The organism is Bacillus sp. K2I17 (assembly GCF_002209985.1).
Lineage (GTDB): Bacteria > Bacillota > Bacilli > Bacillales > Bacillaceae_G > Bacillus_A > Bacillus_A wiedmannii.
This window is the reverse complement of record NZ_NJGF01000012.1, coordinates 24,032-40,125: the sequence shown is the minus strand read 5'-3', so window position 1 is coordinate 40,125 and position 16,094 is coordinate 24,032. Positions and strand designations below refer to the sequence as shown.

At 33.7% G+C, this 16,094-nt stretch carries 18 protein-coding genes and 1 pseudogene; 1 reads left to right on the top strand and 18 read right to left on the bottom strand.

Annotated features, from left to right (window positions below):
* Positions 1-33: 33 nt before the first annotated feature.
* Positions 34-249 carry a hypothetical protein gene (locus CER22_RS15745; protein WP_000756629.1) on the bottom strand — a complete coding sequence of 72 codons (216 nt, stop codon included), beginning with the start codon at positions 247-249 and terminating at the stop codon, positions 34-36.
* Positions 246-1,346: a response regulator aspartate phosphatase gene (locus tag CER22_RS15740; RefSeq protein WP_179211918.1), complete on the bottom strand. Its 1,101-nt coding sequence runs from the start codon at positions 1,344-1,346 to the stop codon at positions 246-248. The genes CER22_RS15745 and CER22_RS15740 overlap by 4 nt, the downstream gene beginning before the upstream one ends.
* A 346-nt stretch (positions 1,347-1,692) precedes the next feature.
* Between CER22_RS15740 and CER22_RS15735 the strand changes: the two genes are divergently transcribed.
* Positions 1,693-2,301, top strand: a complete 609-nt coding sequence (locus CER22_RS15735; protein WP_088609102.1) for a hypothetical protein — start codon at positions 1,693-1,695, stop codon at positions 2,299-2,301.
* Between the two features lie 19 nt (positions 2,302-2,320).
* Here the strand turns inward: CER22_RS15735 and CER22_RS15730 are convergent, their stop codons facing one another.
* The 16 genes and pseudogenes from CER22_RS15730 to CER22_RS15655 form a co-directional block, all read right to left on the bottom strand.
* Entirely contained in the window at positions 2,321-2,515 is a 195-nt protein-coding gene (locus CER22_RS15730) for a hypothetical protein (protein WP_088609101.1), read from the bottom strand.
* Positions 2,516-2,929: 414 nt separating this feature from the next.
* A complete protein-coding gene (locus CER22_RS15725; RefSeq protein WP_088609100.1) occupies positions 2,930-3,142 on the bottom strand; it encodes a DNA-binding protein in 213 nt (70 codons plus the stop codon).
* 237 nt (positions 3,143-3,379) lie between these two features.
* Complete coding sequence (locus CER22_RS33085; protein ID WP_179211917.1) at positions 3,380-3,532, bottom strand: hypothetical protein; 153 nt, start codon at positions 3,530-3,532, stop codon at positions 3,380-3,382.
* 149 nt (positions 3,533-3,681) lie between these two features.
* Positions 3,682-3,759, bottom strand: a pseudogene (locus CER22_RS34205) (N-acetylmuramoyl-L-alanine amidase); the annotation flags it as partial.
* Between the two features lie 28 nt (positions 3,760-3,787).
* Positions 3,788-4,384, bottom strand: coding sequence for a hypothetical protein (locus CER22_RS15715; RefSeq protein WP_088609098.1), 597 nt, complete (start codon positions 4,382-4,384; stop codon positions 3,788-3,790).
* 367 nt (positions 4,385-4,751) lie between these two features.
* On the bottom strand, positions 4,752-5,810 hold the full coding sequence (locus CER22_RS15710; protein WP_088609097.1) for an N-acetylmuramoyl-L-alanine amidase: 1,059 nt from the start codon (positions 5,808-5,810) through the stop codon (positions 4,752-4,754).
* Between the two features lie 81 nt (positions 5,811-5,891).
* Complete coding sequence (locus CER22_RS15705) at positions 5,892-6,389, bottom strand: phage holin family protein (RefSeq protein ID WP_088609096.1); 498 nt, start codon at positions 6,387-6,389, stop codon at positions 5,892-5,894.
* A 249-nt stretch (positions 6,390-6,638) separates the two neighbouring features.
* Complete coding sequence (locus CER22_RS15695; protein WP_088609095.1) at positions 6,639-7,583, bottom strand: hypothetical protein; 945 nt, start codon at positions 7,581-7,583, stop codon at positions 6,639-6,641.
* 13 nt (positions 7,584-7,596) lie between these two features.
* Complete coding sequence (locus CER22_RS15690; RefSeq protein WP_088063213.1) at positions 7,597-7,977, bottom strand: hypothetical protein; 381 nt, start codon at positions 7,975-7,977, stop codon at positions 7,597-7,599.
* An 11-nt stretch (positions 7,978-7,988) separates the two neighbouring features.
* Positions 7,989-9,515, bottom strand: coding sequence for a cell adhesion protein (locus CER22_RS15685; protein WP_088609094.1), 1,527 nt, complete (start codon positions 9,513-9,515; stop codon positions 7,989-7,991).
* A 10-nt stretch (positions 9,516-9,525) separates the two neighbouring features.
* Positions 9,526-11,760, bottom strand: a complete 2,235-nt coding sequence (locus CER22_RS15680; RefSeq protein WP_088609093.1) for a hypothetical protein — start codon at positions 11,758-11,760, stop codon at positions 9,526-9,528.
* A 23-nt stretch (positions 11,761-11,783) separates the two neighbouring features.
* Complete coding sequence (locus tag CER22_RS15675; protein ID WP_088609092.1) at positions 11,784-13,511, bottom strand: hypothetical protein; 1,728 nt, start codon at positions 13,509-13,511, stop codon at positions 11,784-11,786.
* A gap of 16 nt (positions 13,512-13,527) precedes the next feature.
* Positions 13,528-14,886 carry a hypothetical protein gene (locus CER22_RS15670; protein WP_088609091.1) on the bottom strand — a complete coding sequence of 453 codons (1,359 nt, stop codon included), beginning with the start codon at positions 14,884-14,886 and terminating at the stop codon, positions 13,528-13,530.
* A gap of 13 nt (positions 14,887-14,899) precedes the next feature.
* Complete coding sequence (locus CER22_RS15665) at positions 14,900-15,277, bottom strand: Low copy number virion structural protein (RefSeq protein WP_088609090.1); 378 nt, start codon at positions 15,275-15,277, stop codon at positions 14,900-14,902.
* 12 nt (positions 15,278-15,289) lie between these two features.
* Positions 15,290-15,664 carry a Low copy number virion structural protein gene (locus CER22_RS15660; RefSeq protein WP_088609089.1) on the bottom strand — a complete coding sequence of 125 codons (375 nt, stop codon included), beginning with the start codon at positions 15,662-15,664 and terminating at the stop codon, positions 15,290-15,292.
* Positions 15,665-15,708: 44 nt separating this feature from the next.
* On the bottom strand, positions 15,709-16,092 hold the full coding sequence (locus tag CER22_RS15655) for a hypothetical protein (RefSeq protein WP_088609088.1): 384 nt from the start codon (positions 16,090-16,092) through the stop codon (positions 15,709-15,711).
* Between the last annotated feature and the right edge of the window lie 2 nt (positions 16,093-16,094).

The following is a 16,094-nucleotide window of genomic DNA, read 5'->3' as shown; positions in this document are numbered from 1 at the left end:
AAGAGGACGTATATATCACGTCCTCTTTTTGTTTTAGATATGCTCACCATGATCAATATAAGTATCGCCGTATTCGTATGCCGGCGCAGGTGGTCTACCGTGATCAAAATCGGCCACATTAGAAATATAATCTGGTCTTTGTGGTGCAGGTGGTCTACCATGATCAGCTTGTGATGTAAAAGATTCTGTAAAACTTCCAATAGTTAAAACAGCAGCAAAACTAAAAAATCCTATTAGTACTTTTTTCATTTTAACGCACTTCCCTTCTGAAGTAATTCTTTAGCATCATAAGATATATTAAAATATTGGCTAGCTTTCTCATGATTACCTTCTTGATAAAGTTTTTTCGCTAAAATTCCAGAGTACTCTTCAATAAATCCATAAAGTTTTTGGGATTCGAAGTAATCTAGTCCATCTGCAATCGTTGTTTCTAGATTCTGCTTATAATTTTCATCGTATTGTGCTCGAAGTATTCGTAAATGATGTGTATATTCAACGTCGGCTAATTCAAAGCCTTGAGTCAAAAATTCTTGCGCTTGTTCAATTTTATTTATTTTGAAATGTTCTCGAGCCAGTAAGAATACAGTTTTATGATATGGTTTTTCAGATTTATATACATCCATTAAATGTCGAATTGCAGTTGCGGATATACCTTGTTTTGCATAAAGGAAACCCAAGTTGTACTGAATTAAGGTAATTAGTCGAGTGCAGTTATGTTTTTTAGCCATATCCAAACACTTAACAAAAAGTTCTTCTCCTTGTTCAAACTGACTTAAAGTGACACTTGCTAATCCCAGGATTGTATCACATTCAATTTGATTTATTACATAATCTTCATACTTTTTGTATATGTCTTTTGCTTTCATTACATGCTTAATTGTTAATAAAGGTTGTTGAAGATGGTAATATAGTTCACCAAGTTTATAATTAAATTCAGCTTTTTCAATGTCATTAGGAATATACTCTAAAAGTCGTTCAGCTTCTTCAAATTGCTCCATAGCTTCCATATAGTTAGCGATCATGGTGTTATGCACAGCTTTATAGAAATGGTAGTAGTATTTTAAATACTCATCAATAGTTTTTGTTGTAAGTTTTTCAACTGCATCAAAATCACTACGAGTTACATATGATTTATTTATTAACACTTTATAACTATAATCCAATAGAGAATAATACAATAAGAGATTTTGATCTTGTAGATCTCGTTTTTGTTCGACCATTAAGACACTAATCTTTTCATCAACTTCTTCTTTCATTCTTGTCGCTTTTGTTATTTGCTTAGATAAAATAACCTTATACCATTCATTTAATAGTTTAGTAACTTTTTCATTATTCAGAATTATCATATCGCAATCTCCTTTATTCAGTTTATATAAAAACAATCATAACAAAGTTTAATTGTAATAAGTTGTAAAAAACAATTTTATAAATAATATTCAGAATATTTAATTTTATATTTATCAATTGACGTAAAAACATCGGTAAATCGTTAGATTGTAAAGATAAAATTATTTATATAAAAATCATTATAACTCCAGTAATGACATAGTCTTAAGAAGGTTTGTCGAATTGTTTTGTGAAAATTTTAAACTGAATATTGTTTATTTTTTGAATTTTATAGGCTAGTATCGGGATTGTGCTAGTAAATACCGGTAAATTAGCATAAATTTTTAAAAGGATGGAGATGTTATTATGGGTTATAAAAACTTATTAAAGAAAAAGGCAATCCCAATGTTACTAGTTGGTGGTATGTTAGCGAGTACTGGATGGGGCGCAGGTAATGTATATGCAGATTCGCCTACAGCACCTGAAGCTGCTAATTCATCAGCAAAATTTGCAGGTGTAACATCACCTTTGGATACTTCAAGTGCAGACTTTGAAGTGTTATACAGCGAAACAGTAAAATTTGATGAAAACGAAAACATTATCAATAGAGAGGTTTCAGGTACTGAAACTCGTACAAGTAATGTACAGGGAGTAATTATCGCTGATGGTAGTTTCAACTGGAAACACGCTAGTAGTAAAGATTCAAGCAACAGGATTAATAAAGATAGTTATAATGTAGGACTTATGTTAGTAAATGGATTATCTGTTTATATTCCTTGGAAACCAGTACAGGCTACAGCACAAGTAGTTGCAAGCGGATTAATGTATTTTAATCAACCTTCTGTTACGTATTATCATACTGAAGCATACAGAGATATCGATGCCGTTAACCATTATGTAAAAACAGTAACGGATACAATTAAAAACGGTAAGAAAGTATACACTGATACAAAAGTTATGAAATATACAAAATAAAAAAGAAAACCGAACTAGACTATTTATCTAGTTCGGTTTTCTTTTTATATAAACGATTTATTAAGTCAATGATCCATGAATTAATAATAACTACTGTGAAAATTACAAACAAAGCTACAATATTTTCATTAGAAGCTATATATGGTATAAACGTACCGCGTACTAAAAAGAATATAATTAGAGCGAATGCAATTGCCCAAATAAATTTAAACATCAATTCACCTCCTCTAAAAAATACAAAAGTAATTTTAAAATATAACTATTCTGTTTTGAAAATAAGATTCCTTTTAGTATGTACTAAGAATTATAGAAAATGGGTCCAGAAAACTGATGTTTTTTGTTCCGCATATCCATAATGAATACATTGTTGTTTTAGATATTGTTGTGGTTTTGGGGACAGGTTTCCATAGTTGAAATTTGTTAGGGAAAAAGTGTCATGCCGACCTAACAAATTTAAAGTATCAAGAACCCTTGCGATACAAGGTATCTTTGTGTAGGTAACGTATAAGTTTGCATCCAAACTCCAGCGTACAAGTTTAACTATCCATATCTCATCTAATTCATATCTTGATTTTTGTTAGTCCGTCCTAACAAAAATCTATAAAAAAAGTAACCCTTCGATCTAGGGTTACTTTCTCATGTGCTCTTTACTTTTTAAAATATCTTCTTTGAAATACAATCGATCTCGTGGCAATTCCTTAATAGGTTTCACTTTTTCTGTTTGAACCATGTAATTTAGGTTTTGGCGTGAACAACCTAAAATTTCTAGCGCTTCTGAAGTATTTACGATTTCATCCTGAATAAAACGAATTAAATCGTCTTTAGTTTTAAAATTATACATTCTTTTTCTCCTTGATATAGGTAGTGACTAAATTAAACACCATCATTACAAAGGCAATTATACATAGTACGATGTAGATGTAATCTAATGTTTGTAAATCAGTGTAATCAATTTGATACAAAATGTACCCTAGAATTACAATAATTGGTATGCTGCTGAAAATGACTTTTTTCATAAAGTATAGTGTCATGTGATATAATCTTAGGTACAAGAGAGGTTTCCCTCTCTTGCGGTGTCTTACTCAGAGTCGTTTTCTTGGCGGGAGCGACTCTTTGCTTTTTCTTCCTTGATTTTGTAGTAAATATCAATTGTGTTTTTAACACCGGAAGAAAGTTGAGAGTAAATTGTTATGAACGCTGTTATCGTTCCTAAGATTATCATCCAATCCACTTTGTTCACCTCCTTTTCTTTATACTCTTATTATAGCATTTTATTTGACTCACGTCAAATAAAAATAGGCTAAATTATAGAAAAACATCCACTTTTTACGTAAAAATAAACAAAAAAGGGTATACCCAAGTTTGGGCATACCCTTTTTTCTACTTCACATACACATAGGCTTCATTTGCAGTTACATAGTATGTTGTTCCCCTATTGTTATGTACTTTATATTGCGGTTATCCAAATGGTCAGTCTTTTTGTTTTTTAGCTACAATTTGCAATTACGTTAGTTAAATTAAAGAAATCTAGTAATGAACTCTGTAAATCTTTAGCTAGCCCACTAGAAGCGCTGTTTAATGCTTTCTTTAGTGAATCATTCCGAGAAAAACCATTAAAACGATACTTATCATAATATTTTTTTATTTTTTTAACTGCGTTTGCTGTACCACCAAGGGCATTTAAAGCTGATTTTACTTTTGTAATTTTTGTAAGAGGAATACCATTAGTAACTAAAGCAATTCCTATAGCTGCAATACATCCAGATGTATTGAATCCTCTCATTTGTGTTGCTGAAATACTATTAAACTTTAATATATCGTTCTCTATTGAAACATTAAGTCCAGTTTCTGTTTCGAACCATTGAACTATCGCTTCGTTTCCTTGACTTAAAACTTCATTTGGTATGTTTTCAATAGCTGATAAAGCTGTTTCGATTTCTGTAAAGTTAATTTCTTCGGTAGATGGAGCCTTAGTTGGAGATTCTATAGATGTTGAGACTTCTGCAGCTTGAGCAATTGGAGCAGAGATTGAACCAAATAGTAAAAATGCAGCAGTAATAGTTAATGTCTTTTGTTTGAACATAATATCTTTCTCCTTTATAATCAATTTTATAAGACAGGTTAATAGTAACATATATTCTATATATTTACAAAAATGTTTTTTTATAGAAAGGTAGGGTGTTATGTTAAAAAGGATTAGAAATAGTTTACCTATAATTGGAGCATTTTGTTTATTGATATTAACTTTAGTTAATTACTTTTTAGAAAGTGCTTTTTGGAAAAATTGTATAAATATAAGCTTATTTTTATTTGTTTTGATTTTATTTTTCATTTCTAGGGATTATAAAAAGGCTAATTAACATTAATGGTATATGCTAATTTAAAGGGGTTTGTAACGATATATCTTATAAAACAAAAGAGTATGCCCAAACTTGGGCATACTCTTTTCTCTACTTCACATACACATAGGCTTCATTTGCAGTTACATAATATGTTGTACCTTTGCTGTTGTGTACCTTGTATTGTGGTAAACCATTCACTGATACCTTAGCATCAATAGTAAATCCTAGTCCCTCATCTACAGTTCCAGCTACATCTTTATCAGACCAAGAAGCAGAATCATAGAAGCGAAGGTTGTCCACTTTAGAAACAACACGCTTTCCTACAACTGAACTTGTTGCAGTAGTTTGTTCCCCTTGATATTTAATGTAGGATGGGTTGTTATAAATCCATTGATTACCACCAAGATTTAACCAGTCACCTTGTTTTCCCCATACTTGATAGGATTCATCTTTACTTAATTGACGGATAACACCGTAATTGGTTGATGGCCCACTTCTAAGGTTTACATTATATCCATCGATATAAGCTACTCCTGTTGTTCCTACAATGCTTTGAATAGGTTCTTGTGGTTTTGGTTTAACTGTAACTGTTGCGCCCTCATATGCCTTTTGTACGTCTGCTCTGAATTGTGATTCTGATACGCCATGACTACGTAGATAATCAAGCGGATCTTCGTGGTCGGTGCCACCTAATTTATAAGTAATATCTTTATGTGTCCATAATCCTTTGCTTGGGTGAATTCCTCTATCTTTTAAAATCTTAGCTAATAGTTTTACATAACGTTCATAAGAAGATTTAAATTTAGCTGGATTACTAGTTTCAGAAAGTTCTACGTGAACAAATCGTTTGTTAGCAGCTGGTCCAGCGCCATAAGCAATATATTTTGTATCGGCAATTTGGATTGTTTCATCCCAATCTACCGCATAATGAACGAATGCAGAGCGCCATGTACGAGACTCATACTTTTGAATATTAATTGCTGGTGCTTCTGGTGTTGCAGTACTATGTGCTACAACGCCCTCATAAGCGCCCACACCGTAGCGATATGCTTGTTTCGGTAAGTCTTGGATAATTAGTACTCTATCAGCAAAAGAAGCCGTAGCGAACGAAAATAAGAGCAATAGAGTCATGAATAATGAACTAAATAGTTTCAATGGTTTTTTCATTGTGTATTTTCCCCTTTTTGGCCATACAAAAAAGAGCACCGTCCTATGACAATGCTCTTTCCTTATGTAAGGCGTATATTTTTATTTGGTATTATGTTTTTCTTTTCGTGCATCACTTCTTTGGATTTTTGCTTGAATTTCGGATGCTACACTTTCTAATAACCATGCGGGAATCCATCTTTCCCAGCCAATTCTTGCACAGTTTGCAGCAAAACTATTAAAAATGTGATAACTCAACCCACCAACTACCATAAAGAAAAAGAAATCGGGTAGTTTAAGAGCGATATCAAATAAATGTGCAAGAGCCGGCAATGATAAAAGCACCACGGTTCTCGTGATGCCCTCAATTCCATATTGTGATGAGTATGTGCCATCTAGTTTTGAAGCTTTACTACCAGTAATCCAGTCCAACATAATAATCCAGCAGTAGATTCCAATCCAAATTACATTCGCCTTACCATATAGCAAATTAATTAATGTTCCTAGTCCTCCGCTTATAATGCCACCCACTTTAAATTGAGTACTTGTAATTACATCAGATATATTCAATGCCTTGATAAGTTCTTGAATTCGTTCCAAGTTCTCACCTCCTTTCAAATTTTGGCCAAAATAAAAAGCCTGCTGCTGCACGCTTGGATTTTCTTGTTTACGTATTTAATTTTTTCCATGAATGTTCTAATGGTTCTTGTCGTGGTCGTCTCATGTCATGGTTTTGTGGATTGTTAGGTATTTCTAGCTTAGGTAAAAATGCTCCCTTCCGTGTTTGTACGTTCCTATTGGCTACAGTTAGATAATTACGTAATATCATTCCTTTAAAAGTAGCCATAATCAAGAAACCCTTATTACAATATCTGATGGTAGTGAATAGGTGTTCATAGTATTACTAACACAAGCTAAATATCTATATTTTTGTATCCCTTCATCGGTTGGAATTTCAATGAAGTCTCCTTGTGATAAATTCGTTGTTCCGCTTAAATAAAATATTCCATCTAATCGTCCTCGGACACCTTCCTCCTTAGTCTCTACAAAAATAGGAGACAAAATATATGATTTATCAATTGTCGGGTTCTTCAAAGGCGTAAAATAACTTGTGGTGGATCTATATGGTTTAGTTGAAGAAGGAAATGATTCAGGGCCCGCAAACATCCAACCTTGATTTTGCTGCGTCGAAGAATTAGAAGTTACTCCGGAGAAAGCTGTTGATGCTGCATATATCGCCCTTGTAAATGGTTCATGTGATTCTTTTAAATACAGGTCATCCGGAACGCCTATATATGAAACAACGTTGTAACCAGATAGATATTCTGGTGCAATTGTAGCAACAATGACACGTTCTTTATCTGCAAAAACGTATAATTCAAAAATTGCATCCTTATCATAAGTTGGTCCTTTTCCCTTTGTAAAACCAGTGTTATATCTTCTACCAAAAAACCAGCCTAAAGGATTGGAGTCAGTTATATTTATCCGTCTACTTGTGTGCTCGTCGTATCCTTCAGAAAAACGAAAGAATGGATCTGCGTAGTCTGATTTTCTAATATCATAACTAGAGTTTGTTGACGGGGAAGATTCAGAATTTCTTCCATCAAACGGGATAAGTTCAATGAATATATTCTTCTTATTATCATTACCATCTGAATACATAACGAAAAAGTTATTTTCAGAAGAGTCTCCTTTATTTTTTTGTACCCATCCCACCCTAAGCATCTCATCAATAACTGTTTGGAAGATGTCTTTTCGTGCAACTTCAAAGCGATTGAAAATTTTATTAGTCATATAGCTTTCTCCTTTAAGATAAACTTACTGCTTTTATATTTAAAGAAAATAAAGCAGCCGAATCTCCTTTATTTTCAACAAAAACATGAGCGGCTGCAGTATTATCTTTATCTTCAATTGGTATTGCTAATATATCGTATATTTTCTTCTCTTGGAGACTCTTGTATATTTGATCTCCATCTTCTTTTTTATCAAAAATTGTAACGACTGTTTCGGAATCTTTATCATTTATGACTTTAATTGTTCGGATATCATATTTGTTGAATCCAATATTAATCGGTATATATTCTACCTGCCCTTTTTCTATAAAAATTTGTTCTTTTCTTTCAACAAATGTTGGATTTGAATTTGCTGTTTCCCCTTTGAATCTATTAATTTTCATTTTAGTTCCCATATCATCACAACCTAATCATGTGCTAGTTTAATGTTGAAATAAATTGGTTCAAGGCCCATGTAATTATAGTCTTTAACAACTTTAACCCAGAATTCTTTAGAGTTTTGAGGGTCTAACGTACCGATAGAAATTTCTTTTGAAAAATTAATACCATCTAGTGAAACATCTGCCCAGGAAACTCCGACCTTATCCATGTATTGTTGGACAGATATTTTTAAATTGGCCACAGCGGATATATTTTCATTTTGCACAGACATTCGAATAACTTTTTGGCCCTCTACCATATTCCCTAAATGGGTTGGATCTGTATCGTTTAATTCTTTGTCATGCATTAAAATCTTTAAAGGAGAACCCATATTATATATGTCGCCACCATAAAAGATTGTTTTCTTTGTAGCGATTAGCATGTTTTTTTCGTCAAATATTTCTACTTGTCCCTTAAATTCCAGTGATGGTAAAACAATATCTATACCTGTATTGTTTTGTACTACTACACTTTTAAAAACGATGGTTCCACTATCATCTTTTAATACAACTATGCTCCCAGGAAAGAGTTGTCGTAATTTTAATTTATTACCTGCAGTAACAATAATACGATCAACATTTAATGGCTTGTATTGGTTTTCTATGCCTTTTTTTAAGATTATTCCAATCTTATTAGCTTCTAATTTGTCGCTATCAGCATAATCAAAATTAGAATCTGTTTTACTGTAAAAATCCCACTGATTACCTTGTGATACAGCTAACCATTCTATATGATCCTTTGAACTAGTTTTTGAATAAGATTCAAGGAATTCAATTTTGTTATCAGTATTCTGGTATATGAGTAGTCCACCATTATCATTTTCTACAGTTGGCTGATAATCTGCAGTTACTTGTATTGCAATGTCACCTGCAGGTTTATCGACTAATAGTAAAACATCTTTGCTGGCATCATGGTTTATTCGTAAAAAACTCTTTTCAGCAGAAATATCAAATGCACTTGCCGGAGACATGATCCACCGTGGGTGTATTGAATCGAAATCATCTGTAAATATTTTCCCGCTTTCTTTCTCATACAAAGAAACTAACGGTTTTTTTGCAGTTTCTAAATCTAAGTAATCAATAGCATATAAGAAAGTAAAACTCCCTTTACCGCTGCTAATAGCTGTTCTTAATGTTACCTTATGTTCTTTGTTTTCTAACTGTAGGTTTTCATAAACAACTGTAAATTGTGGTGTTTTAGAAAAAAGCTGCACAAATTTCTCCTCACCACCATCAATACTAAGGGCAAAATATTCACTAATTGGAACCTCATCATGCCCAGCCATAATTCGAAGACCTGTACCGAAGAATGTAAAAGATAATTCGTTAGAAGGTACCTTGGAAGTCGCATAGAATGCATTTCCACTTTCTGCTTGCTCATCCGTTCCTACAGTAAACCAATCGGATTGATTAGTTCGACTTACACCATTAAAGAAACTTCCTGCATTAGCAGGTTGACAATATTTTCTTATCCATCCGCTTTCCGGATTTTTCATATTTGTTCCTACGCTCATTTTTTCCTCCTTATCTTGTTTTCTTCCAATTTGAGTTCGTCCACCAAGATTGACGACTATGCCGCAACCATAGCTTTGGATCTTCTTTTACAACTTCTTTCTTTTCATCGCCTTCAATGATTTCAGCGTTATATATATTATCAACTATGAAATGTTCAAATTTTATACAAGTGGCATCAAATAACATGTCCACTTTAAAACTATCATTCTCTATAATTGAGCTTTCGAAAATTATTTGTCTATTAAACTGTTCAGATTCGCTCACAACAGTTTCTACAGTGCTCTCTCTATCAAATGTATCACCTGTTATTTCATCTGCTTCAAACTGACGAGAAGTATCAAATAAATCCTGTTCGTGAATTAAAGCTTTCTTTGCAGGTGTATCCGCTGCATCATAATCATAATCAATTTGTGAATCTAGTTCTAAAAGCGGTCTTTCAAATTCTATTGCTCCGGACACATCCGTCATAATTTCTTGTATAGGGCGCACCATATCAACAGTATCAACAATTTTTGATGAGATATTTATTTCTGGTCGGTTCATTATTTCGGAAAAAGCCGTTTCTGTTATGAATTCTCTTTTAATACGTGAAAACATGTCGAAGTCAGGTAAATAGACTGGAATCCCCAAACCTTCGAACAAATCCATTTCTTCTCTCGTTGCATCAATCTGTAGGATATTTCTATCCGCTAATGAAAAAGTCTCTTCAAAAACAATAGTTTTTGTATCAAAGCGATTGCTTAACTCGTTTTCTGTAATGATGGTGACGATATCTTTCGTAATTTTATTAACTGGATCCGTTACTATGTAATCTGTAGAAACTGCTGTAATTACTTTATCTGCAGCTGCAGTGTTATTAATTACACTGTAAACGTCTTTGATATTTCTATCTCCATTATCAATTTCAATAATATTACCTGTATTAAATTCACGATTAACATTTAAACTATCTGATATATCAGCCCTGTTTACACCGTACTCACGACCTTTGGGGATTGTTAACTCCATATGTGCAACATCATTTGTGATAAATTCATTAGAAACCCTATTGGCTCCTGATTCATTCACTTTTTCGGATTCGTGATATTTGGTTTTTCTTTCAGCATATTCATGAAAAGCCTCTCCTGCTTTTATCTCGTTAGTCACCCTATCAGATTGATTAAAATCTATTTCAATTAAATCCATTTCTATTTTTTTTCGTAGTAGAGTTTCTGAATCTACAAGTGAACTTCCTATTTCTGATATAGAACGATCCGCTAATTCAAATGAAACATCCCTCCCATTAACCTGTAAGGCATCTCTATCTCCTGTAGATAATTCAGCGTAGTTTGCTGACAACTCTCTTTGGATGCGCGCGAACAAATCATAATCGGGTAAATAAACTGGTATACCTTGACCGTTAAATATGTCATATTCTTCATATGAACCAATCATTTCTCTAATAGATCTATCTGCTAATTCCGCGTCACTGACATTAATCGCTTCTAGTTCTTTTATTGTGATATTGCTTGTATCGACGGATATTGTTGTAGCGCATATTTCCTTTTCTTGTCGTGCTGCTACGATACTTTCATAAAAATTTTCCCCATACAGAACGCGTGCTACGTTGACCCATTCTGGTAATTCATCTACATCTACAGCAAATTCGCGCACTTTTTTATGAAGAACTTCTTCTTTTATTACTGGGTTCATTTCGTGCTCGTTTGTAGCACGGTGCAGCACCTCTTCGTTAGCAATAAGAATTTCATGTGTATTAACAGGTTGATTAACATGCTCATCCACGATATGATCCATTTTAAAAATCCGCTCATGTTGCAATGCTTCCTCATCAATGTTTATACCAATGGGAAAACATCTGAATTGTTTGGAATCTTGTATATCAGAAACTTCCATATCAAATTCTATCAAACGTTTTGAAATGGAACTGTCTAGAGAAGTCGTACTTGCTTCAATTTCTCTAACTTGCCGAATAGCTTGTTCCACAATATCAGAGAAAACGCCTTTAATTTTAGTTGTTCTTTTTGTAGCAAATATCCCTGCATCATCTTCTGTAACAGCCTTGACTCTTGAACTTGCTGGCATACTCACTGGAAACTCGTGTTCATTTTTTCCAAAAGGGTTTGTAACTGAAAGTGCTACACAATAGCTCTTTTCAAAATTGGATTCTGAAGTAATAGAAACAGTATAGTTTTTTTCTTTTATAAATAAAGAAGGGGTAGCAAGCGAATAAACCTTTTCTTTCATTCTTTGCTTTCCCCCTTTCGTTTTTAAATGTCCTCTTTATAAATCGCTAATCCAATAGGATTAAACGGAGAATTTTTACTTGTGAATGGTGATACCGCAGTTGTGGGCAATGTATAACGATATAATTGCGCCATTTTATAACTTGCTGTAATTTCTCCAAGCGGAAATTCTTTAAATATCACTGTTTTGTCATCTGGATTATAGACATAATCTGTTTTCGGTATTTCTTTGCAATTCATAAAAATGTTTAATGTATCACCTTGTGGTTTGTGTTCTAAATGAAATATAGTTGTGGCGCCATCACCGTTACCAAGTACTTCATTCACTACTGTTTTTTCAATTTCTAATTCATCAGCTTGTTGAATGTTCTTAGGATGTACCGCATAAACATCATCTAACTTCCCTACATATCCATCGTTTGGATGAACAATATAAAATTGAGATAAATGGTATTTATTACTGTACATTGAAGGATTAAAACGACCTTGACCACTATCAATCTCAGCATTATGAGTAATGAACGATAGGTAATGTTGTTGATACATAGCCCCTGTTAAAGATTGGGCCAACATTGGCGATAAATTACCACCAGAAGTATTTTGGCCATAGTCCATGTTAGTTTCGCCAATTTTCTTCGTGGAATTATTAAATTGTTCTCCTTCGCGGCAACCGCCCATGATAATTAAATTTTTTTGTGGTTTATTATCAAAGGTGTGCATTTTTCCAATATAAAGCGGAACAAATAAAGCTCGGACAGGACTTGGCGTCGGATCTATTCGCATAAACATAACGATACAATCTTTATTTGCGTTTCCATACATGTAAACAACTGAATCTCTCTTCCAATCTTTTGTGAATCGTTGTTCTGGCGTGAAGCTTAACGATGTATAAGGTGACGCATTAATAAAATTGATAGATTTAAAAATTTCCGTCATAACACTTATTGTATTTTGAACATCAAATCTGGTTTTTGCTGTAATAACATCTTCTAATACCCCATCTTTATTTGGTTCAAGTAATCTTATTCCGGAAACTTTAATGTTGTCAGAACTTGCAGGCGCGGATTTGAAAATAATACTACCACCAGTGAATGAGTACTCATTTCCGGTTACAACAGTGTCATTTTTATAAACTGTAAAACGACTTTCATCGAAATCAGCAAATGGTAATGTGAATGTTGTTTTCGTTCCATTTCCATTCCCTAAATTTGCTGCTTCTTCTGTAGACTTAATTTCTTTTTCGATGAAATATCGCGTATACGTGAAGAAAATCATATCATTAGATGGTTCATATGCATCGTTGGCAAGACGATATTCTGCAGTTACCTTTCCACCCTTTGCAACAGGAGTTTTAAACTTGATGTCCCCTGTTTTACTATCGACTGTATAAGAACTCTTATCTTGCAAAACACTATTTACATAAACTAATAGTGATGTTGAGATAATTGGGAAAGCAGGAATATTAAATTCTGTTTTTGTCCCATCCCCGACTCCTAGATTTCCTAATCTAGATTCAACGGAAACGTAACGTGCATCTGCAAAATCTGAATCCGCAGTATCGTATGCTACCGCAAAACCGAATCTGCGTCTTTCTAAATCACTACCTAACGATTCAAACAATCTCACATCAATATATTTACTAGAATCGCTTCGAATACGGAATAGTAAATCTCGTTTCCATCCATTCGCGATATACATTTTTTCTAAATCATTCGGTAACGTTTGTAAATTAACTACTTGATCGAACCACATTTAGTTTCTCCCCTTATCACATTGATTTTTCGTATATACCTAAACCAGCTGGACGATATGCAGTTGCTGGCATTTTCGTAATTGGTGAAATTGCATCCACTGTAAAGAAACGATAAATATCATGAGAGTCTGGACAAGTATCTATTCGGACTTTTAATTTGTCGCCATCTAATAATCCTAATGGTGATAGGAGAACGATATAAGGCATATAGCCACGGACACCTTCATCTGGATGAACGATATAAGCACGTGAAGTATGCACTCTACCACTATATAAAGATGGATTAAATTGATATTTATATTCATCATTGTCATGACTCTGCCATGCTGACGGGTATTGTCCACCGTTTTTTCCTTTACGATCTGGTGGCATCATATTACTAGGAACATTCCACGCAATATAGTGGGCTTGATACCTTGCTCCGAATCGGGAACGTTTTATAATTACATTATCAATACCGTTACCAGGGCTTTTCGGATATGTTTTTGTTCTTGGCATATATTTCGATACATCTCTAAAAGGTTTCGGGTTTTCATAATCAAAAGTATGAGAGGAAGATTCGTCGCCTTCATCATAGGCGCTACCAGCCCATAGAGCATCCGCAATTGTATCATCCGCTGCATAACTTTCTAACCTGCCCATATATACCGGTATTACAGGAACGACGTTATTTTCAAATGCTGGTGTTCTGTCTGCTTGAATTAATAATACCGCTCTATCTTTATCAACTTGACCTGTAATACGAACTAGTGAATCTGGCCACCAATTTGTATCTACATTTACATTTTGTAATCTTGGATTTCTAAAAGTACACTTTACCCAAGGTGACATCATGAGTTGCGGAGAATCAGAATACTCATAAGAATAAGTGTAATAAATATCACCAGTAGTCGGATTTCTGTTTTCATTTTTTACTTCTGTAACCTCAGCTAATTCAACATCCATTATGGATTTAGTTTCATATCCGTCTTGAGCGCCCATAGTGATTAAACTGTTATCTTTATAATTTGGGAGTTGTTCGATCATATATAGATACATACAAGAGCGATCTTTATATCCTGGGTTATTTTCTAGATAAGATTGAAGTTCTGTTTTTCCTTTATCTGTAGATAAATCTATATCCAATTTTATTTTATTCTCCCAAGCCCAGGTCTGAACAATTCCGTACATGCCACCATCCGAATTTTGTAAAACAACATGTTTTGCACACCAATATTTATACAATTTAGTAATGTTATTTTTGCTTCCTTGCTCTTTTTCTTTATGAATATATTTATAAAAGGTTTTAACTTTTTTCCAACCATTTTCAGTCATTAAATTTATAAGCTCATTTTGAAATTCTGCTTCTGTAACGATTTTTTCAATATATGCCATAGATTTCACGCTCCTAATCCTTTAAAAGTTGATAATTAAGCCATACAGTTTTTTTCTCTGCAGATACATTATGGTATTCGAACTTTAACTCTGCATTGGCAGATATAGGCTTAACGATGGAGAAATTAAATCCCTCCGGCACATCTTTTACATAAACTTCTTTAAATACTTGTTGGCCATTAATATATAAGTTCCAATAGTCCTTATCACTGTAATGTGAAGCAGCAACAGAAAAAGCAATCATTTCTGTTTCAAATGGTAATGAAAACTTATCTACATGCATTCCATCATAAATACCAACTCTTCGCCCTTGTATAAATGGTTCTGTTTTAGTTGGGAAGTAAGGTGCGTCAAATCTTCCACCAGCCATATAATTAACTGAAAAACTCATGAGTACGCCCCCTTATCTTAAAAAGTGCAATTCAAACCACACTGTTTTATCAAGAATCCCTTGGTTATGGAATCGGAATGTTATTGCGCTTCCTGCTTTTACGGATTTGTAAACCATGAAGTGCATACCTTCGGGAATACGCTTCGTATAAATATCCTGACAAACAGTCTGGCCGTTCACGATTAAATTCCATTTATCATCTAATTCATAAATGGAGGAACTAACACTAATTGCGTAAATCTCCATATCGGCAGGTAATGTATACGTCACTTCATCTGTTTTAAATGATGTAGAATCCATAATGAAACCAGGTATAAATGGTTCCGTTTTTGTTGGATGGAAAGGTGGATCTAATCGCCCACCGGCTAAATAGGTTGTTTCAAACAAGAGTAATCACCCTTTTCCATGTATTAAAAAATTCCCGTGCATCATTACGACACATCGGGAATTGCTAAATCAGATAGCATACCGTTACCTTTATTAAGAAGTCGCGGCTGCACACGCTCTAATTGTTTCTTTCCGTTATATATTAATTGTGTTTCCATTGTCTTTCCTGTTATCTTGTGGGATAAAATAACCTTATCTAGCATACCGTTGTCGTTAAAAACTAAATCGTAATAAAGATATTTATCTCCATCAACAGCAGATAAACGAGCGCCATCACGAATGAGGGTATAGCCCTCTGTCATACCTTCTTTAAATACGTTATTTGGGTCATCCCCAGGCATTGGTTTTCCACCGCTGTAAAATTCTCTATCAATTAATCCTTTCATCAAATACATAATCGGATCATATAAGTTCTTTTGCATTATCATCA